This is a genomic window from Marinilabilia rubra, from assembly GCF_003121985.1.
GTDB lineage: Bacteria > Bacteroidota > Bacteroidia > Bacteroidales > Marinilabiliaceae > Marinilabilia > Marinilabilia rubra.
Window position 1 is genome coordinate 81608 of record NZ_QEWP01000007.1, and the last position, 20310, is coordinate 101917.

The 20310-nt window shown below is 41.2% G+C and carries 13 protein-coding genes; all 13 read right to left on the minus strand.

Annotation, left to right across the window (positions count from 1 at the left end):
• Position 1: 1 nt before the first annotated feature.
• The 13 genes from DDZ16_RS10225 to DDZ16_RS10285 all read right to left on the minus strand — a co-directional run bounded on the left by DDZ16_RS10225 (position 2) and on the right by DDZ16_RS10285 (position 20289).
• Entirely contained in the window at positions 2 to 1174 is a 1173-nt protein-coding gene (locus DDZ16_RS10225) for a glycoside hydrolase family 130 protein (protein WP_109264366.1), read from the minus strand.
• Between the two features lie 36 nt (positions 1175 to 1210).
• On the minus strand, positions 1211 to 2335 hold the full coding sequence (locus DDZ16_RS10230; RefSeq protein WP_109264367.1) for a glycoside hydrolase family 26 protein: 1125 nt from the start codon (positions 2333 to 2335) through the stop codon (positions 1211 to 1213).
• Between the two features lie 448 nt (positions 2336 to 2783).
• Complete coding sequence (locus DDZ16_RS10235; protein WP_158275646.1) at positions 2784 to 5744, minus strand: glycoside hydrolase family 2 protein; 2961 nt, start codon at positions 5742 to 5744, stop codon at positions 2784 to 2786.
• A gap of 280 nt (positions 5745 to 6024) precedes the next feature.
• On the minus strand, positions 6025 to 6765 hold the full coding sequence (locus tag DDZ16_RS10240) for an aldo/keto reductase (RefSeq protein ID WP_317046370.1): 741 nt from the start codon (positions 6763 to 6765) through the stop codon (positions 6025 to 6027).
• 149 nt (positions 6766 to 6914) lie between these two features.
• Positions 6915 to 7928: a sulfatase-like hydrolase/transferase gene (locus DDZ16_RS10245; RefSeq protein ID WP_109264369.1), complete on the minus strand. Its 1014-nt coding sequence runs from the start codon at positions 7926 to 7928 to the stop codon at positions 6915 to 6917.
• A gap of 5 nt (positions 7929 to 7933) precedes the next feature.
• Complete coding sequence (locus DDZ16_RS10250; RefSeq protein ID WP_109264370.1) at positions 7934 to 8137, minus strand: hypothetical protein; 204 nt, start codon at positions 8135 to 8137, stop codon at positions 7934 to 7936.
• A gap of 101 nt (positions 8138 to 8238) precedes the next feature.
• Positions 8239 to 10071 (minus strand): glycoside hydrolase 5 family protein, encoded by a 1833-nt coding sequence (locus DDZ16_RS10255; protein WP_109264371.1) that lies wholly within the window; start codon positions 10069 to 10071, stop codon positions 8239 to 8241.
• Positions 10072 to 10181: 110 nt separating this feature from the next.
• Entirely contained in the window at positions 10182 to 12002 is a 1821-nt protein-coding gene (locus DDZ16_RS10260) for an arylsulfatase (RefSeq protein WP_109264372.1), read from the minus strand.
• A 46-nt stretch (positions 12003 to 12048) separates the two neighbouring features.
• Entirely contained in the window at positions 12049 to 13326 is a 1278-nt protein-coding gene (locus tag DDZ16_RS10265; protein WP_158275647.1) for an AGE family epimerase/isomerase, read from the minus strand.
• 249 nt (positions 13327 to 13575) lie between these two features.
• Positions 13576 to 15249, minus strand: coding sequence for a glycosyl hydrolase (locus tag DDZ16_RS10270; protein WP_158275648.1), 1674 nt, complete (start codon positions 15247 to 15249; stop codon positions 13576 to 13578).
• Positions 15250 to 15263: 14 nt separating this feature from the next.
• Entirely contained in the window at positions 15264 to 16835 is a 1572-nt protein-coding gene (locus DDZ16_RS10275) for a calcineurin-like phosphoesterase family protein (protein WP_158275649.1), read from the minus strand.
• Between the two features lie 58 nt (positions 16836 to 16893).
• Positions 16894 to 18594 (minus strand): IPT/TIG domain-containing protein, encoded by a 1701-nt coding sequence (locus tag DDZ16_RS10280; protein WP_109264376.1) that lies wholly within the window; start codon positions 18592 to 18594, stop codon positions 16894 to 16896.
• Positions 18595 to 18630: 36 nt separating this feature from the next.
• The gene (locus tag DDZ16_RS10285) at positions 18631 to 20289 is read right to left on the minus strand and encodes a RagB/SusD family nutrient uptake outer membrane protein (RefSeq protein WP_198416699.1); all 1659 of its coding nucleotides are present in this window, start codon (positions 20287 to 20289) and stop codon (positions 18631 to 18633) included.
• Between the last annotated feature and the right edge of the window lie 21 nt (positions 20290 to 20310).

The following is a 20310-nucleotide window of genomic DNA, read 5'->3' on the forward strand; positions in this document are numbered from 1 at the left end:
CTTATACAAAGGCCTGGTTTTTATCAATTAATTCATTAATATTCTCTACCGATCCGGCACTGTAAAATTTATCCTGAGGAGTATTCATGCAATAATCCACTAGTTGATCAATACTCGAAGTGGCCACATGCATTCTTGTATCTGATGAGGCATAATAGATAAATACTTTACCATCGTCATCGGCAATCCAACCATTGGCAAACAGAACGTTAGATACATCTCCCACACGTTCCTCTTTAAGGGGGCCCATAAAATGTCCGGCAGGTTTATGCGTAACAATCCATGGTTTCTCCAGGTCGGTCATAAACATATAGAGCGTGTAACGAAGACCCGCGGCAGTATTACGCACCCCATGTGCCAGTTGCAACCATCCTTTATCTGTGCGAATGGGAGCAGGCCCAAGGCCATTTTTCACTTCATATATGGTATGATACCGCTTTCCATCCACTATAACCTCTTCCTTTACCTCCGGATGCTCAATATCATCAGCCAGTCCGAAGCCAATTCCACCACCTTTACCCGTGTCGATGAAACCATCCTGAGGGCGGGTATAAAAAGCATACTTTCCGTCAATAAGATGAGGAAACAACACTACGTTGCGCTGTTGTCCGCTTGTAGAAATTAAGTCCGGCAAACGCTCCCAGTTAATAAGATCCTTTGTCCGGGCAATACCTGCAGAAGCTACGGCACTACTGGTATCTCCTTCCGGGGCATCAGGATCTTTGCGTTCAGTACAAAATACACCGTACACATAGCCGTCATCATGCTTCGTTAATCGCATGTCGTAAACATTGATATCCGGATCATCAGTCTGAGGAAGGGTAATGGGGCAATCCCTGAATTTGAAATTATCAACTCCATTGGGGCTTTCTGCAATAGCGAAAAACGACTTCCTGTCATTTCCCTCTGTTCGCACCACCAATACATATTTGCCGTTCCACTTGATGGCACCTGCATTGAAAGCAGCATTAAACCCAATCCGCTCCATAAAATAAGGATTGGTCTCAGGATTCATATCAAACCGCCAGTGCAAAGGCACGTGATCACGCGTAAGAATCGGATTTTTAAACCGGTTAAAAACTCCATTGGTACTAAAAAGTTCCTCATTGGATTGGGTCAACAATTGCTCATGGGCTAATTTGATCTTTTCGGATCTATCTTCAAAAATGCTCATTGTGTACTTTTTTATGTAACTATTTTTTATAGCAAATTATTTTTCACTCTTCAAATTCAACGAATCTTTAAAACTGTTCCAGTCATCAAGTAACCATATTTTTTCATGGTCAGTGAATTTCCTAAAATCCGGAGCAGAGCTGTGTTCAGGATAGGCACTAAAGAAATGGGTGGTATCGTCATTTCTCCAAAGCATAACGTACGCGATTTCACTTGCCACCTCACTCTCCAGGAAAGATTTTGCAAGTTTTTGGGTAAACCATTGATCATCGGTCACCATATTCAATCCGGTCTCTGTAAAAGCCGCTATCTTATTCGTTTTTCGGGCGTATTCAACTACAATTTCAAGCTTCTTTTGGGCAGCTTCAACATTTTCACTTCCTACCCGGAAATCGCCATAATTGTCAACGCCAATTATTTCAACAACATCATCCCCCGGATACCAGGTAAGATACTCCTCTTCTGAGCTGAAGCGATTATCCGGTGAATAAGCCGTCAGGAAATCAACCCCTTTTTCAGTTTTCAGATATTCAACCGTAAAACGAAAAAGAGTTTTAAACTCATCAGAAGTACAATGTGAATTCCCCCACCAAAACCAGTCTCCATCCATCTCATGCCAAGGCCTGAAAATAAAAGGAACCGGATTGCCATTCTTCGTTTTCAATGAGTGAAAAAAGGCAGCTACTTTATCAAGATGTTGTTTAAAAATATCATGATGACTACCACCCGGAATAATATGCTTAACGACTTGCTGATCTGTATCCCAGGAACTCCGGGTATTATCAAGAGCGCTAAACGGATGCCAGCTAAAAGTAATAACAGCACCCATCTCGTATCCTTTAATCACATATTCCCGCATTTTATCAAAAGGGACACTATCAAGATTTACCTGACGACCAAGTTCAATGCCCCCAAGCTCCCAACCGAATAAAGCAGGATAGTCGCCCGCTGTCTCCTTAACATCTGAACGGTCTTCCTGATAAGCCCAGTTTACACCGTAAGCCAGATCATCCTGATGTCCGAAGAGGACACCATTACCCTCAACAACCTTTAGTTGTTCAAACAGTTTAGATGAAGGAGAACGAGATTCATTATCCTTTGTATTGTTTTTGCAGGAAAAAAGAACAAGTCCCAGAGCAAATAAAAGAGTGATCCGTGTCATAATTCAAAACAATTAACAAGGTGATTATCTGCAACCTACCATGATCGAAAACTAAACAAAAATAGTAATTACCCAAAATCCGTAAGGAAATACTCAAACAGTCGTGACACCTCCTTTCAGAATGCGGGAATTAGGAATTAACAAAAAAACCGGATTTTAATGCTTAAACCAAGTACTTTTTAAGCTATTAATGATACTTTTATGTCAATTCAATCTTCCAATTATCCTTTTCTACGATCAAGTACCAGACCTTAGAACTCTATTGAATATACTTTTAAAAGAATTTTTCAATTCACAAGAAACCTTCAAATAAGCAAATATAAAACACACATCTACCAGATACTTTTTTATCCGATTTACAGTTTCCAAAATTCAAAAGACAGAATTTCAAAAACCACAGGGCTTGATGGCCATCAGCATATTTCGAATCGATTGGAACAAAAGACTCTCACTCATTAACAGGTTTTACGACCAAATCAACAGCATCGGGGCATGCACCTTTTGGAAGGGTGACAGCAAACTGCTTTTCCTCCCCCGGCATAATGGTAGAAAAATTATCACTCCATAATGCTGGTAAAATTTCATGACCGGAAAGTTTGCTTACCAACTTAAGCCGAACCAGTAAAGCAGGTGTTTTTCCAATATTTTTGACAGACACCCTGTAATCGGAGCCCTGGGAGTCTCCACTAGTCAATTCGGATTTCAGTTCCGGGGTTTTAATTTTAAAAAGTGCTCTAAAATCATTTTCAGGATGCAACCAGTAAATATTATCTGCCAATAAACCTTCTTTGTCCCCAACCACCTTGAGTTTAACAAAAACCAATTCCTGCTCATCAGGAATAACAATACTCGTGTTGAAGGCTTTAGATTTATGAATATTTGCATCCTTCGTCTTTTCCCATACAACCTCTCCGGAAACGCTATACATCTCTGCCGTTACAGAAACATCCTCATAACTACGAAGGCTTGCATTAACCACAAAGACTTCCCCTGTAGCTCTGTTCAACTGCACACTAAATGGGGCAAAAGCCTTTTTGGCTGCATAATAACCTGCATGGGTCTGTTCATACCAATCGTAAAGTTGCCACACCAGACTGGGCCAACTGGAATTTGACTTCCATAACAACATACCTGTAGAGTTGTCCCACATCTGAATGCCAATGGAACTTATGGCGGCCTGATAGGCGGCATAGTTTTGCATCTGGGCTTTAGCCAAATACTCTTCGACGCCCTCCTGATCCATGGTTTTAAGGCCTCCATAGTCCTTCCGGATGATATTATCAAGAGCTGTGAATTTCCTTAAGTCCTTTCCGGGAAAATTGGCAGCATCGTGATATGCCCAGGTGCCATCCACAGGATAACGTTCCGGATTTTTATCCTCTCCCAATTGTGGAATAAACCTACGCACACTTTCTATCACAGGGATGCCACTGGATCCAATCTCGCTACTAAAACCATGAAGCTTAGGGTGTGTAAAAAACTCGTCCGGACGGATAGAATGATACGGACCACCACCATGAAGACCATGACCATTGGAAGTCTTCAGATAAAAACGACCTGCCCGGTTATCGTAATTGGCCAATACCTCATTCACCAACAAATCTTCACGTGGATTCACGCCTTCATTGCCTCCACACCACATAAACAATGCGGGGTGATTGCGGTACCTTTTTACAATTCCTGCAGAGATGTTTTTAAACAAATCCTTTTCGGGCTGATACCCTGGTGTATTTTTAAATGTTCCCCAATAATCGTTCAGAAAATCCTGCCAAATCAGGATACCGTTCCTGTCAGCCGCTTCAAAGAATCGCTTTGGTGGAACACCAGTGGGGCCCCAAACTCTTAAAATATTGAGATTGGCATTTTGGGAAAGCAATATTTCCTCCTCATAACGGGATGCAGTCCAGTTCAGCGTCATATCAATAACCCAGTTACCTCCTTTCAGGAAGATATCCTCCCCATTAATTGTAAAAATGCGGCTACCTTCCACTCGCGACTCTATCTCACGAATTCCATGAAGCTCTTTGATCTCAGACACATCCCCGGCATTCGTTGCAACAGTAAGTTTTACCTCATACAGATGGGGCTCTCCATATCCTGCAGGCATCCACAGTTTTGGATAATTTATTCTCAATTGCTTCAAAGCATTTTTGTCCAGCTTTACATATTCACACTCTCCTCCTTCCAGGACAAAAGGAACTTTAAACTGCGTGGTATCAATTTCATTAATGATCTCTCCCGACAATGTGCCCTCTTTTACGACAGTTGAATGATTGACCAGCTTTCCTGAGATTACCATATCGGCATAATCAGCTTCTGGCAGATGCGGATCAGAAGTGATGTAAACATCCTGTAGCTCTACCTCATCCGTAAACGACAAAAACACATCTTCGGTAATACCCATATCCCTGTCTCTCACTGCCGGCTGCCAGTCCCAACCAAGGGCGTCCCACTTGGTGTAATTCTTTCCTATCCTGCCATCACCCATGTTTACCCCCGGGTCTCCAAAGGGCTCAAGAGGGGGGACTCCCGGTTCTCCGGGAATGTCGACCGGAAAAACAGCCACAGCAAGATGGTTTTTACCTTGTCTCTTTATTACGTTGGTCCCGTCAAACCGAAACTGGCGCTCCATACCAACCACTTCGGATGAATCCGCCAGCAACTCCCCGTTAAGCCACAATTCTGCTCTGTAATTTAACTCATTAAAATTGAGCCAGACTTTTTTATCTGGTTCTACCTCATTTAACTTAAAAGAAGTTACATACCAATAGGGGGCTTTCCATGGATTTTCGCCTTTAATATGACTGTATTTCAGTAAATCATGTTCAACATTGAAATCATCATTCGCATCAGGAATATGCATATTGTTCTTTCCAATGTAAGGGTTGGGATAAACCCCGTTGCGCACCAACGCCGTAAGCGCAGTGGCCGGTAAAGAAGTTTTGTACCATTCATCCGAAAGAATATGTCCTTTGGAAAGTTCTTTCCCTTTCAAATCGGTAAGTGCAGATGATTTCACTAACCAGTCATGACGCAATAATTGCGATTGCTCAGGCAACTCTGCAAGTGGCTTATCTTCCACCACAAAATTTCGTGGCTCTGACGCCAAACGGGAAGTTCCTTTTACAGAAACAACCTGCCACTCATTTTCCCCATACGACAAAGCAAAAGGCACGTAAGAACTGACATCTGATTTAAGGGAGTCCATTTTTGTGCCGTTGATCCACACCTCCTGCCAGTCGCACTCCACAGGGCTCCATGCCAGAACGGGAGTATTGTTGGTAAGGGTGTGATTATTCTTAGGAGTTAATAACTCAGGCATTTCTTTATTCGCACAACCCACAAAAGTCAATACAAAAATCAAAAATACCGGCCATAAACCAAAGTGATATCTCCAAACATCTTTCATATCCAAAAAATTAAAACAGGAAATCATTATCAGTAAAAATTACTTAGGGGCGCTGAAAAACGTAAAATAACAGCTATTCAAAAGAACAAAATTTACTTCACCGCCCGAATCTCGAAGTATTTCAATACCCCTTCGATTGGGCGGCTTGTAAATTTTGCCCTTTTGACTCTCTCAGTTGCCCCTACTCAGCTAAAAATCAAAATTATCAGGATCAGGGCCCAACCTTTCATCACGATTTTGGGCATCGATTAATGCCATATCCTCTTCCGATATCTCAAAATCAAAAAACCTGAGCATTATCAACAATACGATGTTGCTTGACGGACTTGGGAATAACGGCAATTCCTTTCTGGAGATTCCAACGGATAACAATATGAGCAGGTGATTTTCCATATTTTTCGGCAAGCTGACCAAACAGCTTAATGTCAAAAATCTTTCCCTGCATCAAAGGCGCCCAGGCCTGGACCTGTATTTTGCGGCTTTCACAAAAGCTAACCAGATCGGGCTGGGTGAGCCAGGGGTGATGTTCAATCTGATTCAGCATCGGAATAACAGAGGTATTATCTATAATATCTTCAAGCTGATGCTGCAGAAAATTGCTCACCCCAATGGCCTTTACCCTGCCCTCTTTATAAAGCTTTTCCATAGCCTTCCAGGTATCCAAATACTTCCCATTAACGGGCCAATGAATAAGGTACATATCTAAATAATCCAGCTTCAATTTACTAAGCGATAGATCAAAAGCCTGTAAAGTTTTATCATAGCCCTGATCACTATTCCAAACTTTGGAAGTAACAAACAACTCTTCCCGTGGAACGGAAAGTTCACTTATTGCTTCCCCAACTCCCTTTTCATTACCATAAACAGAAGCTGTATCAATTAACCTATAGCCTGCATCGGAAGCATACTTAATCGCATTTTGCACTTCATCTCCGTCAGCCGACTTAAACACTCCAAGCCCAAGGAGAGGCATTTTAACTCCGTTTGCCAAAACAGTGGTACTACCAATATCTAATTTCATAATTTATTTCATCCGTTTAAAATTTTGTAATTATATAGTAAAAAACTAATTAAAAATTTGAGAACGAATGGAACCGCTTCGCTCTCGCATAATATTCTTTTAAACATATTCTCTTGTGAGATTTATGTTTAAAAAATATCATGCTCGTTTCATTTTAATTCAAATTGTAAAGCAATAACCCGGTTATCCCAGGATCTCTTTGCTTCTCCTGTCCGGTCAATAAGTTGAAGAACCAAAGACTTGTCATGCTCCGAAAGAAAAAGACTACCTAGTTTCGATCTTACAATACTCTTTCTGAAAGTCTCCTTTAAGTCAAAATTGTTCCAATAAGCCCTTTCACCCTCTATAAGCACTCCAAAATCACGATTCCCGGAATCCGTTAACCATGAGTTGACGGTATTTTCACCTGCTCTGAGTTGAAAAAGCATCTCCGGAAAGTCTTCAATTTCATGAACCAGATAAACATCATATTCTCCTTCAGCATGAACATTAATATCATACACGGCGGAATCACCAGGCATGCCCCAATTGCCAAGGAAATGTTGTTTATTAATCAAACCCTCCGAAATAGCAGACGGGGCACAGGCGTATATTTGTGTCCATCTTCTTTTTTGATAACCGATCTGAAAGACCGGCATTGTAAAGGCTTTTTCAGAGGACCTGATATTACGATACCAATGTTGCAAATCGTTTTCCATTTTACCGGCTATTGCATCATCAGCCAACTCATATTCATCTAATTCCCGCGGATTTGAATCTAAATCAAACAATTGACCATCTCCTGATTCACGTATATACTTATAATCATCTTTTCTTAAGGCCAGACGCTGGCTGTCGAAACCAAATGTTGAGATGTATTCTTTAGTAAAAGGAACAGCCTGACCTGAAGGATCCTTAGAACTCGTATAAGAAGAATCTCCTGAAGGATTATGATGTGCAATAAAAACCGGCTCCCCGGTCGCCAGAACTTGTCCCTTCCTGTCAATCAAAATGTTTCCATCCAATTTAAGTGAATCAGGAATGCCAATCCCAGCCAAATGGCATAAGGTGGGAAACAGGTCTTCGACTTTAACCGGGACTGATACTTTTTGGGCATCAAACTGTCCGGCCCAACGAATAAATAGAGGTGACCGGAAACCATTCTCCCAGTTATTCCCCTTCATCCCTCTTAAACCAAGCACATTTCGTTGTTCCCATTCTTCCTGTGTAAGACCAAATCCCCAAATCCAAGGTCGTCGGCCTGGATAATGAGAATATTGGGCTTAACATCACTTGTACCATTCTCATTTTTAGGGTTATCGCACCCTAAAACAGCTACAAAAAAGATAGTCAGAAAGCAGGGAAATCCTTTAAAAGTCAACCTCACGTTCATTTTTCCTATTTTTTTTTAAACATTTAGAATCTGTGGGGCAGAACCAACACACCTGCACCCGTGACTAAAGGAATAGATATTTAACTCAATTCTCCAACTGGTTAATTGTACACAATTTGAGTTCTGCCAATCTGTGCCTTTTCCATGAATTCAATTTTAATAAACGAAACCCCTTTATCAATGGAATCAATGGTGTATTGAATGGCATCCCAATAACCGTAATCACCCTCCCCGGTTCTATTGCCGGAAATGTTTATTTTGACGGGCAGGTAATCTTCTCCGTCACCTGACTGCCCGATTTTCAAGGCCACATTTTGATTCTGCTCAAAGGAATAAATGGTGACTTTTTTTACATTGCCCGGAACGAAATAAATCACTTCGCTGCCCTTATCACCAACCAAGCGTTCGGTATCCTCTTTAAATTTTCGATCCAATTCGGTGTCAAAATCAACACCCTTGGCAATGTATAATTCCATAAGATTTCCCATTTCATCAATCAGGGCTTTTTCTGAAACCCTAACCGGCCCTACAATATTGGATTTTGGCGAAACTCCGGAGGCATTAATGGCTTCTATCCGGTAATAATAGCTTTTCCCCAATTCAGCCGTTTCATCATTAAAAAGCGGAAAATATTGCACCCTGGCATCTGACACATTAAAGGCGATCTGTTCCCACGGACCATTTTTATTTTCTGCTCTCTCAATATTATATCCTGATGCTCCCACAGAGCCCTGCCAGGAAATCTCGAAGACGTTGTTAACCGAAAGCAGTCCGGGGGCTTTGGGTACCGGCAAGGCAGGCCTTTCCTTCCCGTCAATCTCGTAGGCTTTCTCCCACATTAACTTCAACAGCCCTTTCTCATCGTACTGCTCCCCTGAGTCGAACCCGGGCCAATGATAAGCTTTATACAAGTTGTGACCAACCGGTTCGGAATGCCAGTAAAAACCGCCTTCACGCCTGTGAGATCGAATACTCCAGTTAAAAGTTCCGGCAATTTCATCGTTGGCAATTATGTAATCATAAATACGTTCATGTGCTGAAGTACTCTCAAAACCAAGCTCTCCGAGAATGTAAGGTTTTCTTCCATCAATAATCTCCAGGTTCTTTTTTATGTTTTCGAACTGGTCAAAAGGATTCTGTTCATAATGGTGTGAAGAGAGAATATCAATATTTGGATCTTCGACAGACTCGGGATGAACATAACGCTGATCATCAACAGCATAAAAACCATCCATTAGCAAATGATTAGAATCCAACTCCTTAATGTAAGCGGCAATTTCTTTCACCCAGGGATATGGAGATTTCAACTCATTTCCCGTCTCCCAGCACATAATGGCCTTATCGTCTTTATATTTTACACCCGTCAATGTATTGGTGCGATTGATAGTAAATTCAATAGTCTTCTTAAAGTCTTCAATCAGCTGTTCATCAACCCAAAAATCATCAAAACCTTTTCCTCTGAATTCGGCATATTGAGGAACACCGCCCATCCATTTCCAATTGTTCAGGAATGAAAAAATAACACGCACCCCTGTCTCATTGGCAATTTTTAAAACCATGTCATTCACCACAAATGCCTCTTCTACAAACTCACCCGGCCCCGTCACAAATGAAGGAACGCCCTCCGGCTCATCAGACCGTTTCACGGGAATCGTGTACATCCTGACAACCTTACCCCCCATTTGCTTTATTGTTTCAAAAGCATCTCTTATTTCATATTCATTGGGAAAACGATAAGGATGTTCCCGATTAAAAGTCATTTCATCTTCAACGTAATTCAGATTAGGAATATTCATAGAGATAAATCTGTAAGTATTCTCTCCATCCATTAAATACTTCCCCTCTGCAGTAATAAAACGCGCAAATCCCTGCTTTTGAGCTACTCCGGCAACAGAGAAGACCAGCAGTAAAATAAAAATTATGCCTTTTTTCATGGTAATGTAATTTTATTAGTTGGTGTGTTTAATTCAATTCTCAACGGCTGGAAGTGCCAATCGAGCAAGTAAAATTCATGCTCGTTTCATTACCTTAATAATAATGTTTACTATTGTTTAATTATTCTCAGCCCCTTTAACTCAATAGTCTTAGAGCCGGGAATAAACTGAGCCTGAATCTTAACTCTCGTCCTTCCCTCAGGCAAACTTATTTCTCCTGGTGATAAAGTTCCCCAGTCTGTTTCAGGAGCCTCCTGTTCTCGTTCAACCCGGTCATGATTTTCCCGGGGAGAGTGCATAAAAGCCTCATCCACTTCAACAGATAAATGTTTATCCCCAATGCTCAGGTGCAACACAGTACCAATATTCTCAGGCAACAAAGCATAATCCATCTCTATTTTATATCTTCCCGAATTGACCACATCAATATACCACTCCGCATAAGCATCTGTGGAAGTCCAATAGTCAATCCAGTCGTGGGCCCATCCATATAAGCTGTGATATGCAATTCCTGTGTGACGACGATCTTTGCGGGCCTCAAAAGGCGGAAACAGATGAGCTTCATGAGCCGGCAGGGTAGTAACCGGATAGGCGTCATAACCAAGTGGAATATACTTTTTGCCTGACTCCTCGGGTTTTACATCAGCCATCCATGAATCAAAAACAGTTTTTAAGGAGTCGTAAACTAGAGGCGCATCTTCTTTCAGATTTTTCTTCTGCAATGGATCCTCTCTGACATCATATAAATTCTCACCCACCATTAAATAAGGATCATACAAAACCCGCTCTTTGCCAAAAAATTCATTGAAAAGAAACCGATCCGGGAGAGCTCCCTGGCCATCCAGTAATGATTTAAAACTCCGGCCATCCAGACGATTCTTAAACTCATGGTCAATCCCTGCCAGATCTGCTAAAGTGGGGAGAATATCTATATGTGCCAAAGACTCATCAATGACAATGCCCCCCTTCACCTGTTGCGGCCATTTCATAATAAAAGGAACTCTGACTCCTCCCTCATTGACCTGACCTTTTCGTCCTTTTAACCCCAGATTATACCGGTAATTTAAAGGCCCATTATCTGAGAAGTAAACAACAATAGTGTTTTCTGTCATTTTCATCTCGTCCAGGGCAACTAATAAACGGTTAACATTGTCATCAATATTCTCACACATCCCATAAATGCATGCATTGAAATCATCCAGCCCTTTAGCTTTGTATTTATCAAAATATTTATCCGGAACCTGCAAAGGGGTATGTGGCGTTTGAAAGGGGACATAACACAAAAACGGTTGACCATTATTGGCTGCATCCCGCATAAAACGAATGGCCTCATCGGTCAAAACATCGGGTAGATAACCTTTCGTTTCAAAAGGCTTTCCGTTTTTCTCAATGGTGGTATTAAAGTAACTGCTCCAGTGTCCGGAAGTGAAGCCTGCAAACTCATCAAAGCCGCGGCCCAAAGGATGATAAGGATAATGCGCACCATTATGCCACTTGCCAAAAATTCCGGTGGTATAACCTGCCGTTTTAAACACATCACCCATGGTTTCTTCTTCGAGAGACATATCTTCCCGACCTCTTGTCACACCTGAAACACCGGTTTTTTGATGGTACCGACCTGTAAGCAAACTCGCTCTGGTAGGTGCACAAACAGGGCTCACATAAAAATGACTGGCATAAGCACCTTCCTGAGCCAGATTATCTATTACAGGGGTTTCCACCCATGGATTCCCATTCATTGACAAATCACCGTAAGCCTGATCATCTGTTAAGATTAAAAGAATATTAGGAGGGTTACCCGGTTTAAGCACCTCTTTACACGAAGCCCAAAAGACGAGTAACACAGCCATCAGTCCGATTCTCAAAAAAGATTTAAAGAAATTTCCATTCATCCGGAGCCCGGAAAAACAGATTCTATCATAAAGTTTCATTCAAAGAGGATTATTAAGTGCCATTCAAATTTTCAATAGGAGTCAATTAAAAGGTTGTTCTTTCACTAAGAAACCGTACCGCCTCAATCGTGTGATAAATCGATTTACCAATACTTCCTTTTAATTCTTTTTTCTGTGGATGGTTTTCTCTATCGAGGTAGAAAAACTCACCCCCATTATCCTGATCCTGAAAGTGATTAAAATAAAATTCTTCCAATTCAGATATTTCATTTTTATATTTCCCATTTGCCAGCGATAATGCAATTAAAGCCTCACAATGTTGCCACCAGGTCTTTCGATAATCTGTCACATCATCATTTAAAACACTAACCTCACTATAAAATCCCTGCGATAAATCTTTTCCCTGAAAAATTGGTTTATCTAAGGTTATGTCCAGAATCTTGGTCCCTAAATCCTTATATTTCTGTCTTTCATTTTGACTTAAGAAATCCCAGGTCCCAGTCCTCAGAAACAAGGATGCAAATTGAAAATTGTGCCCGGGAGTAACGGTTAAGCGTTGTTCCCCTTCTGAATCCGGAGCAAATGGCTTCCAATCATTATCAAACGTCATATTTACCCAGCCTAAATTCTCATTCCAGGCATTCTGGCAGGCTATTTCTAAATTTTCTTTTAGATAAGGCTCATATTTAGGTCTGTTAATGGTATCAGCCAACCACAAGTTTGCCATGTAAGAAGTAACCGGGTAAATCAGGGACTGAAGAGACTTACTCCCGGATACCTGGCCACTTTTCAGATCATACTCTCCATAGAAGCCTCCGTATTCACTATCATAAAACCTGGTTAAAAATGAGTCGTGAAATTGGTGAATAGAAGAAAGGAGTGAATCACTTGGCTGGTTTCTATATAGTTCAACCAACCCGCAAAGTCCATAAGCCTGCTGCCAGATATCAAGGTTCTTTGAGCTACCTGCCTCTGAGGCCTTAACATCAAAGTATGAGATGAAATAATCACCTATTGAATCTCTGGATGTAAGTTGACTTAATTGAAATTTACATGCAGTTTCAGCTTTTTCTATATATGATTGATCCAATCGACTCGCAAACGAAAGACCATAGATTAATCTGCTTAATGCAACATTGTAAACTTTAGGAGACATTCTTTCCCCGGAATTACAGATCTCGGAATAATAGACACCCGTGTCTGGGTCATAAGCATTCTTATTAAAAAAATCTATCAGATTCAATACCGGTTTTTCATACTTCTTAGCTATTCCTTCAGAGGGAATCATTGATGAATTTCCGGGTGACTGACAGGAAATGGCAAACACCAAAAGCACCACACCTAATATAACAAACCTATTCATTTCTTTGTATTTAATCATCTACCTGTGATTTAAAAAAACAGCATAAGAAATTTGGGAATGCCCCTGGGGAAAGAAATATTTCATCTGCGGAACCTTTCTGTCAGGACATCCACCAAATTATAATCAGCCCTAGGCTATGGAATCTTCAATAAAATACAAATAGGCCCGATAAGACCACTTTATCTCATCTCGCTTTACTTTCTTTTTCCACAATAGAGAAATATATTACAGAAGACCAGAGCTAATGGGTTATGGCGTTTCATAAAGCTGCATTTCATGGGTTTCCTGAAGAAAAAGTGTGGTACCATCCTGATAGAATTCAACAAAATCATTTCTGGCAGAAGCGGGTGATTCAGCATTAGGGATAAACAAATCACTTTGGGATGAAGTCCAGGGGGCATTAAACCATCCAAGCACCCAGGCAATTTTAATTTCATCGGCCCCATCCTTAATCCCTTTCAGAATGGTTGAGGTCCAGAAGTCAGGGTAATTATTTATGTAATTATCTCGTTGCCCTGTTTCAGAAAGAACTGCAATCTTTTTATTCTCTGCAGCAAATGAAGAAACCTGTTTCAAAACCGAAGTTAACTGACTGGCAGAAGGTTCATAGTAATCAACCCCCACAATATCTACGTAATTATTACCGGGATAATAATCGGTATCGAACGGAACGTTTGGAGACCACGCAAAAAGGACAAGGTTCGACCGGTCACGAATATAATCAACAGCTAATCTGAAAAAGTCAATATATAATTGTTTGGAGTGATTGGTAGCTTTACTTCCCCACCAAAACCAACCTCCATTCATTTCGTGATATAACCTGAAAACAACCGGGAATCCCAGATCATTATTAATCATAGCAATAACCTGGTCCAATTCTTCAAAGAACCAATCCCGGGCTCCATCATTATCATTCACGATATCATACATCAAAGATTTGTCACGATCATCGGTTATATCATCCATATAAATTTTGTGATTGTAGCGGCTTTGCTGGTGAAAATCGAAAGTGATGATTCCGCCATTTTGATAAGCATAAAGGGCTTCATCAATATGGAGTTGTTTCTGATCCTCCGACTTATAGAGCATATAATGAGGGTCAATGCCGTATACCGCAGGATGATCACCTGTTACCTCTTTACTATCAGAAGTTTCAAGACTCCAACGCAGACTATTAAGCTTAAATGACATGGGAAATTCCTGCCCAAAAGCAAACTCAGGACCATTGGCAATCTTCCCAAGATTTAACAAAAGGTTTTGAGTGGCGGTGGATGCATCTAAGTCTAACGGGGTGTAGGCCTGAATTTCTCTCACATAAATTGTCAACTGACTCTCATGTGTTGCTCCAAGGTTATCTTCAACCTTTAGAGTAATGGTATGTTTTCCTAAAGGAAGATTGACTTCTCCCGACATACCGGTCAAAATTTGGGCTCCCTCCTCTTCCCATCGATAAGAGACTATTTCGCCATCTTCATCGATTGACCCTGAGCCGTCGAGTACAACTTCCTTATTGGTCACTCCTTCTTCAACATAGATAACAGTATCATTCCCTGCATACGAAACAGGTTCCTCATTGGCCATTTTGCCAACAATAATGGTATAAGGTTTTTTGGCACCGTTTTCAGCAACCACCACGACCTCCACCTCATCTGTAAAGTCGTGTTTAGAAACACCGGACACTTGCTCAGTTCCATCAATCAAAAGAGAAGCTTTTTCGGAAATTTCAAAAACAATCGTCCTGTCTGTCAGGATTGTTCCTGCAGAAACAAAACCTGAAACAACATTATCTGAAATCTGAAAGGGTACATCCAATTCTAAGATTTCAAAGTTCTTGAGTTCATTCAGCGGACTCTTATTATCATCTTTTTCACATGAAGACGACAGCAAAACTATCGCGATCAACACTCCTAATATATATTTCATAAATTTTCCCATTTTTACTGTCCATCATCAACTAACTCAAACTGAGTAGTAGCAGAATACTTTTTACCATCCGGAAATCCAACCACGCTCTTTATTGTATGAATTCCGGGCTCAAGTTTAAGAGGCAATTCCCCCTCCCATAAATGGTCTGTTTGAGATATACCGGGGGACCAATTATCTCCGTTAATTCTTCTAAAATGGGTTCGTTCAACAAAGGGATCAACACCAGTAAATTGCTTCATCCCCGTGAAGGTCCCTCCATCTATGGAAAACTTCACACTACATCTTTCATCTCCGGAGAATACATTAACAACCACACGATGCGGTTTCTCCGGGTTATACTTGACAATCCTGTGGGGAGAGGATATTCTCAATTGATAATCTTCCTTTTTTTGAGCAGGAACAAACCGGTAATTAAAACCATCATCCCTAAAAGCATATTGATAAAACCCCTGAGGAGAGCCATCTACACAAGTAGCCTGAGGGATGCTGTCTGAAGCATAAGGGCCACTCCACCAAGACCCTGAAGCAGACCCTGCAATAACACTTCGCAGTTGCGATTTTCCATTCCAATACAGCTCCGGCCCGTAAGCCCAGGATTTATTTTGATGTAAGTGCCCCGAAACTATTGTCACTTCTCTTCGGTCTTCAAGCAGTGAGAAAATCTTTTTTAAGTCCTGTTTTTTAAAATAATCAGGATGCAGGGGAATGTGAGTCAACAATACAATGCGGAAATTTTCATCAACTAAAGCAAGATCCTGCTCCAACCATTGCAGTTGGGTGGAATCAATACCACCAAAATAGCTGCCTTTCTTTTTATACTCATCATTCCATCCGAAGTAATCGACCGTGTTTAGAGCAACAAAATGAGTATTTCCATAATTGAAAGCATAATAATCAGGCCCAAACCAGGAGCGAAAAGTTTCAGCTTTTAATGAATTATCAGGAGAACGGTAATTTACATCGTGATTCCCAAAAACTGCATAAACCGGATTTTCTAATGCCTTTAAAGACCCCATAAAATGTGGAAACACATCCAGGTTGTTATCAGCAATATCGCCAAGAAAGATTGTTACTTCGGAGTTGGCCGTTAAAAGAGAGGGAATAATGGTTTCACGGAAGAACCAGACTTCTCGTTTCCGCGGCATTTGGGGATCCGCCACCATGTTAACCCTAAAACCACTTTGAGTATCTGAGGGGATTAAAGGAAATAAAAGAGTATCCTTTGGCAGTGTAGGTCTTATCCCTGCATAGTTTAGAGATTTGGGACTTCCTTGGGGATATATTTGTTCGAAGTATTTGGGTATATTATATTCATTGAGATGAAAGTGATAACCTGAAGGTTTGATAACAAAAACAATGTCATTTTTACATATTTCAAGCTTGAATCCCCCACGGGAGTCTGTTTCAACAATACCGGACAAAGATGAAACACCAACACCCTCTACTCCGACTTCATTACTATCTAACTTCCCGTTTTCGTTAAGATCTTCAAAAACAATACCGCTCACAGTACTATTTTGGGCAAAAGCAAGGCTCCCTGATAAAAACACAAACAAAAGGAATATTTTCTTTATCCAACTCATAAACAAAAAATTAAAATAACCGGGAGAAAAAAATTCTCTCTCCCGGTTATTATTTCTATTACCACATACCTCCGTCAGAAATATGTACCTCATCTATATTCACTTCATATTGCATTCCTTCTTCAATATTCCCGGTAGTAAAACCAATCTTCAGATAATCCATTGCTTTCGTGGGATCAAACTCAGAAGCATCTCCGTCTCCGCCCCAGTTTCCGGTAAAGACATCGGAAAGTCTAAGAGTTATGGCCGTCCAGCCTTCAGTAGTTACCTCATAAGTGTTAGGAATACTTCCACCCCATTTAACATCATCCTGATAGGTCTCAAATTGAAAGAATCCTTTGTTACCATTGGTATTTACCAGGAAGCTTAGATGTGGATCCACAACCTCTGTCAGATCAATGGATTCATACACGGCAATCGCACCCGTCCAGGTCCAGCTTCCGGGAGAAGTTCCACTCACATTGTAATATTGAGCAAAACCTCCGGTAGGAGCCGCTTGCATCACCGTTCCGGCAAAACCTTTACCCTCATCTTCCCAGGCAGGAGCACTTTCTTCAAAGTCCATAACAGTAACCACCGGTAATTGCAATCCATCGGTGATCATGATCTGATCTACATGAATTTCAAAGTCCTCAGGAGCATCTCCGTTTCCAACGTTTCCGGAAGTGAAACGCATACTGATTTCTTCAAATGTTCCTTTAGGATCGAAGTCGGGGAACAATTTACTAATCGGGTAAGAACGCCATTCCCATCCCTGAGTTTCAACGGCATAATTATCACCATATTTCATCCGGTCATTGGCATTGCCATTGGTCAGATGGTTATCTTTGATTTCACCATCCTGAGTCATAAACGGATTAATATATCCTCGTTTGCCATTGGTATTGACCAGCATAGTAATATGAGGTTCATGGAACTCACTCAAGTCAAATGGCCCCTGCTTAACAATGTACATGAAATTGCTCCATCCACCGGTTTGAGTTTTTAGCACGGAATAATAATTATCTCCGCGCGGTGCAACGAGACCTCCATAGTTGCGTTCTGCAACATCTGGAGCAGCATCAGCTGCTTCAGTGACAGGTTCACCATCTTCAAACGTCCATAAAACAATAGGCTCAACAGGATCATAAATATCGGTGGGCTCCTCTACCAAAACACCTGTGGTTTTGGCTGCTCCCTCAATACCGCCGAGAGCAGTAACACTTATAGAGATAGTACTCTCTATTTCCAGTGCCATACCTGCTGTTGGAACAGTAATGGAGTTTGTATCATCACCGGCTCTGATAGCAACTTCGTTACCATCAACCACTACAGATGTAATCAAATCCACATTATCCCCCTGAATCTTAAACGTTTCACCAGCTGTAATTTCTGCCGGCCACTGATTCACTGATGTTTTAGGATAAGAAACATTTAAAAACTCCTCAAAAACATATGTCCTGTCATATTCATTACGCACAGAGACATTTCCACTCTCAACCCTTCTGGGTAACTTAAAGGTCAGTTGTGAAGCTGAACTTTCGTCTTCGATTATTTCGCAAGTTGTATTTCCCACCAGCACATCATTTACATAGTCAAGATTGGTGCCGGTGATGGTGATTACATCTTCTATTTGGGCCTCATTTGTTGAAATCTGTGAAATTTCGGAAACCGGCCATTCTATATCATAATCCTCACTCCATTCTTTGTCCTGACAGCCGGTAAAAAGGCCTGCCATAAGCAAAAGGAGGAAGGAAATACTCTTAAAAATATTTTTCATAATGCTTTCTTTTTTAAGTGTAAGCAAATTAATTACTTAATAATTCGGATTCTGATCGATTCCCCAGTCTGCTACTTCTCTCAGAGGAATTGGGGCCAGCGGAACTACAGTTCCGTTGGGGCCAGTAATCGAATGACTTTGAGCATTCGCTTCAAGGTTTATATTCTCATAACGCAGATTATTTCCTTCAGCATCCATAAAGGTGGTCCTTATTTTCTCCAGTACATCCAGATATCGATTGGTACGTACCAGGTCCCAAAAACGGAGTCCCTCCATGGCCAGCTCAACCCTGCGTTCATGGTAAATAGCCTGTAGTAGCTGATCTCCTGAAGCTTCAACGTCGGGCAAATTATCTGCAAACCCTGTAAGTATGTAATCCAAAGAACCTTCTGTAAAGCCGCGGGCATAAGTGCTGTTGCGGGCTCTTTCCCGAATCATATTGACCATATTTCTGGCCTCTGCTTCATTACCCAAATGATAGGACGCTTCTGCATGATTCAGCATTGTTTCGGCATAGCGTGCTTTACGGATATTGGTGCTGCTGCTTTTTGAAATGCTGGGACGCTCACCAGGCATCAAAGCTGCTTTTCGATTCAAATAGGGCGTCATTTGCTCACTCAAATCATAGTCCCATTTTTGGCCTCCCATGATACCTTCATTGTAAGAAGGACCATAAACGGTACAACTCAACCTGGGGTCGCCATCTTCGAAAGCCTCAAAAAGGTCAACAGTGGGATTATTAAATCCCCATCCCCAATCAAGTCGGTTGGCTTGAAACTGGCTAAAGTTACTACCGGTTTTTTCAGGGGCATTTTCAACACTTCCTTCCAGCATCTGAAGTTCAAAGATAGATTCGGCATTATTCTCCCCTTCAGGTTCAAAAATGGTTGCATAATTGGCAACCAACTCATACTCGCCGGATTGAATGATCGCATTGGTCTGATCATACACATCCTGCCATCCTATTTCAGAATTCTCAGCATCAGTCCCGATCATATACATATACAACCTTGCCAAATAATGCCGGGCAGCACCTTTTGTAGCACGTCCCATATTCTCAGCACCGTATTCTCCTTTATAGGGCAAAAACCCAATAGCAGCCTCGAAATCAGACTCAATTTGCAGAAAAGTCTCATGAAGTGTTGCGCGCTCAACAGCCCCAAAATCAGAGGGTGTTACATTTTCTGTAAAAACAGGGATTCCTCCAAAAACACGAGCGCCGTAAAAAGTCAGATACCCTCTCAAAAAATAAACTTCACCCATCAGCCTTTGCCGGAGTTCATCTTCCAAAGGACTGGATTTTAATTGTGTTAAAGCGGTATTACACCGGGACATCCCATCATAAATCTTTATCCACAATGCATTGGCCGGTCCGTTTTCAGGTTTGGCATCCCATGTAGCCAAGTCAGTTATATCCTGAAAATCGGAAGGTTGACTCCCTTTCTCCGCATCATCACTGCAAATGTCTCCCCAAAAGAACTCATAATTGTGAGTCATCCAGTTTCCGTCAGGGCCAGGACCTTCAGTCATCCCAACGATGTCGTAGCACCCGTTTACAGCCAAAATGGCGTTTTCAGGTTCATCAAAGAAGTTTTCTTCACTTTGGGTGTTAATTGGATCTACCTCCAAAAAATCGGAACACCCCATTATCAAAAACCCTAAAAGAAAAGGGACTATATTTTTCATTCTTTTCATATCCATATTATTTTATTTTTC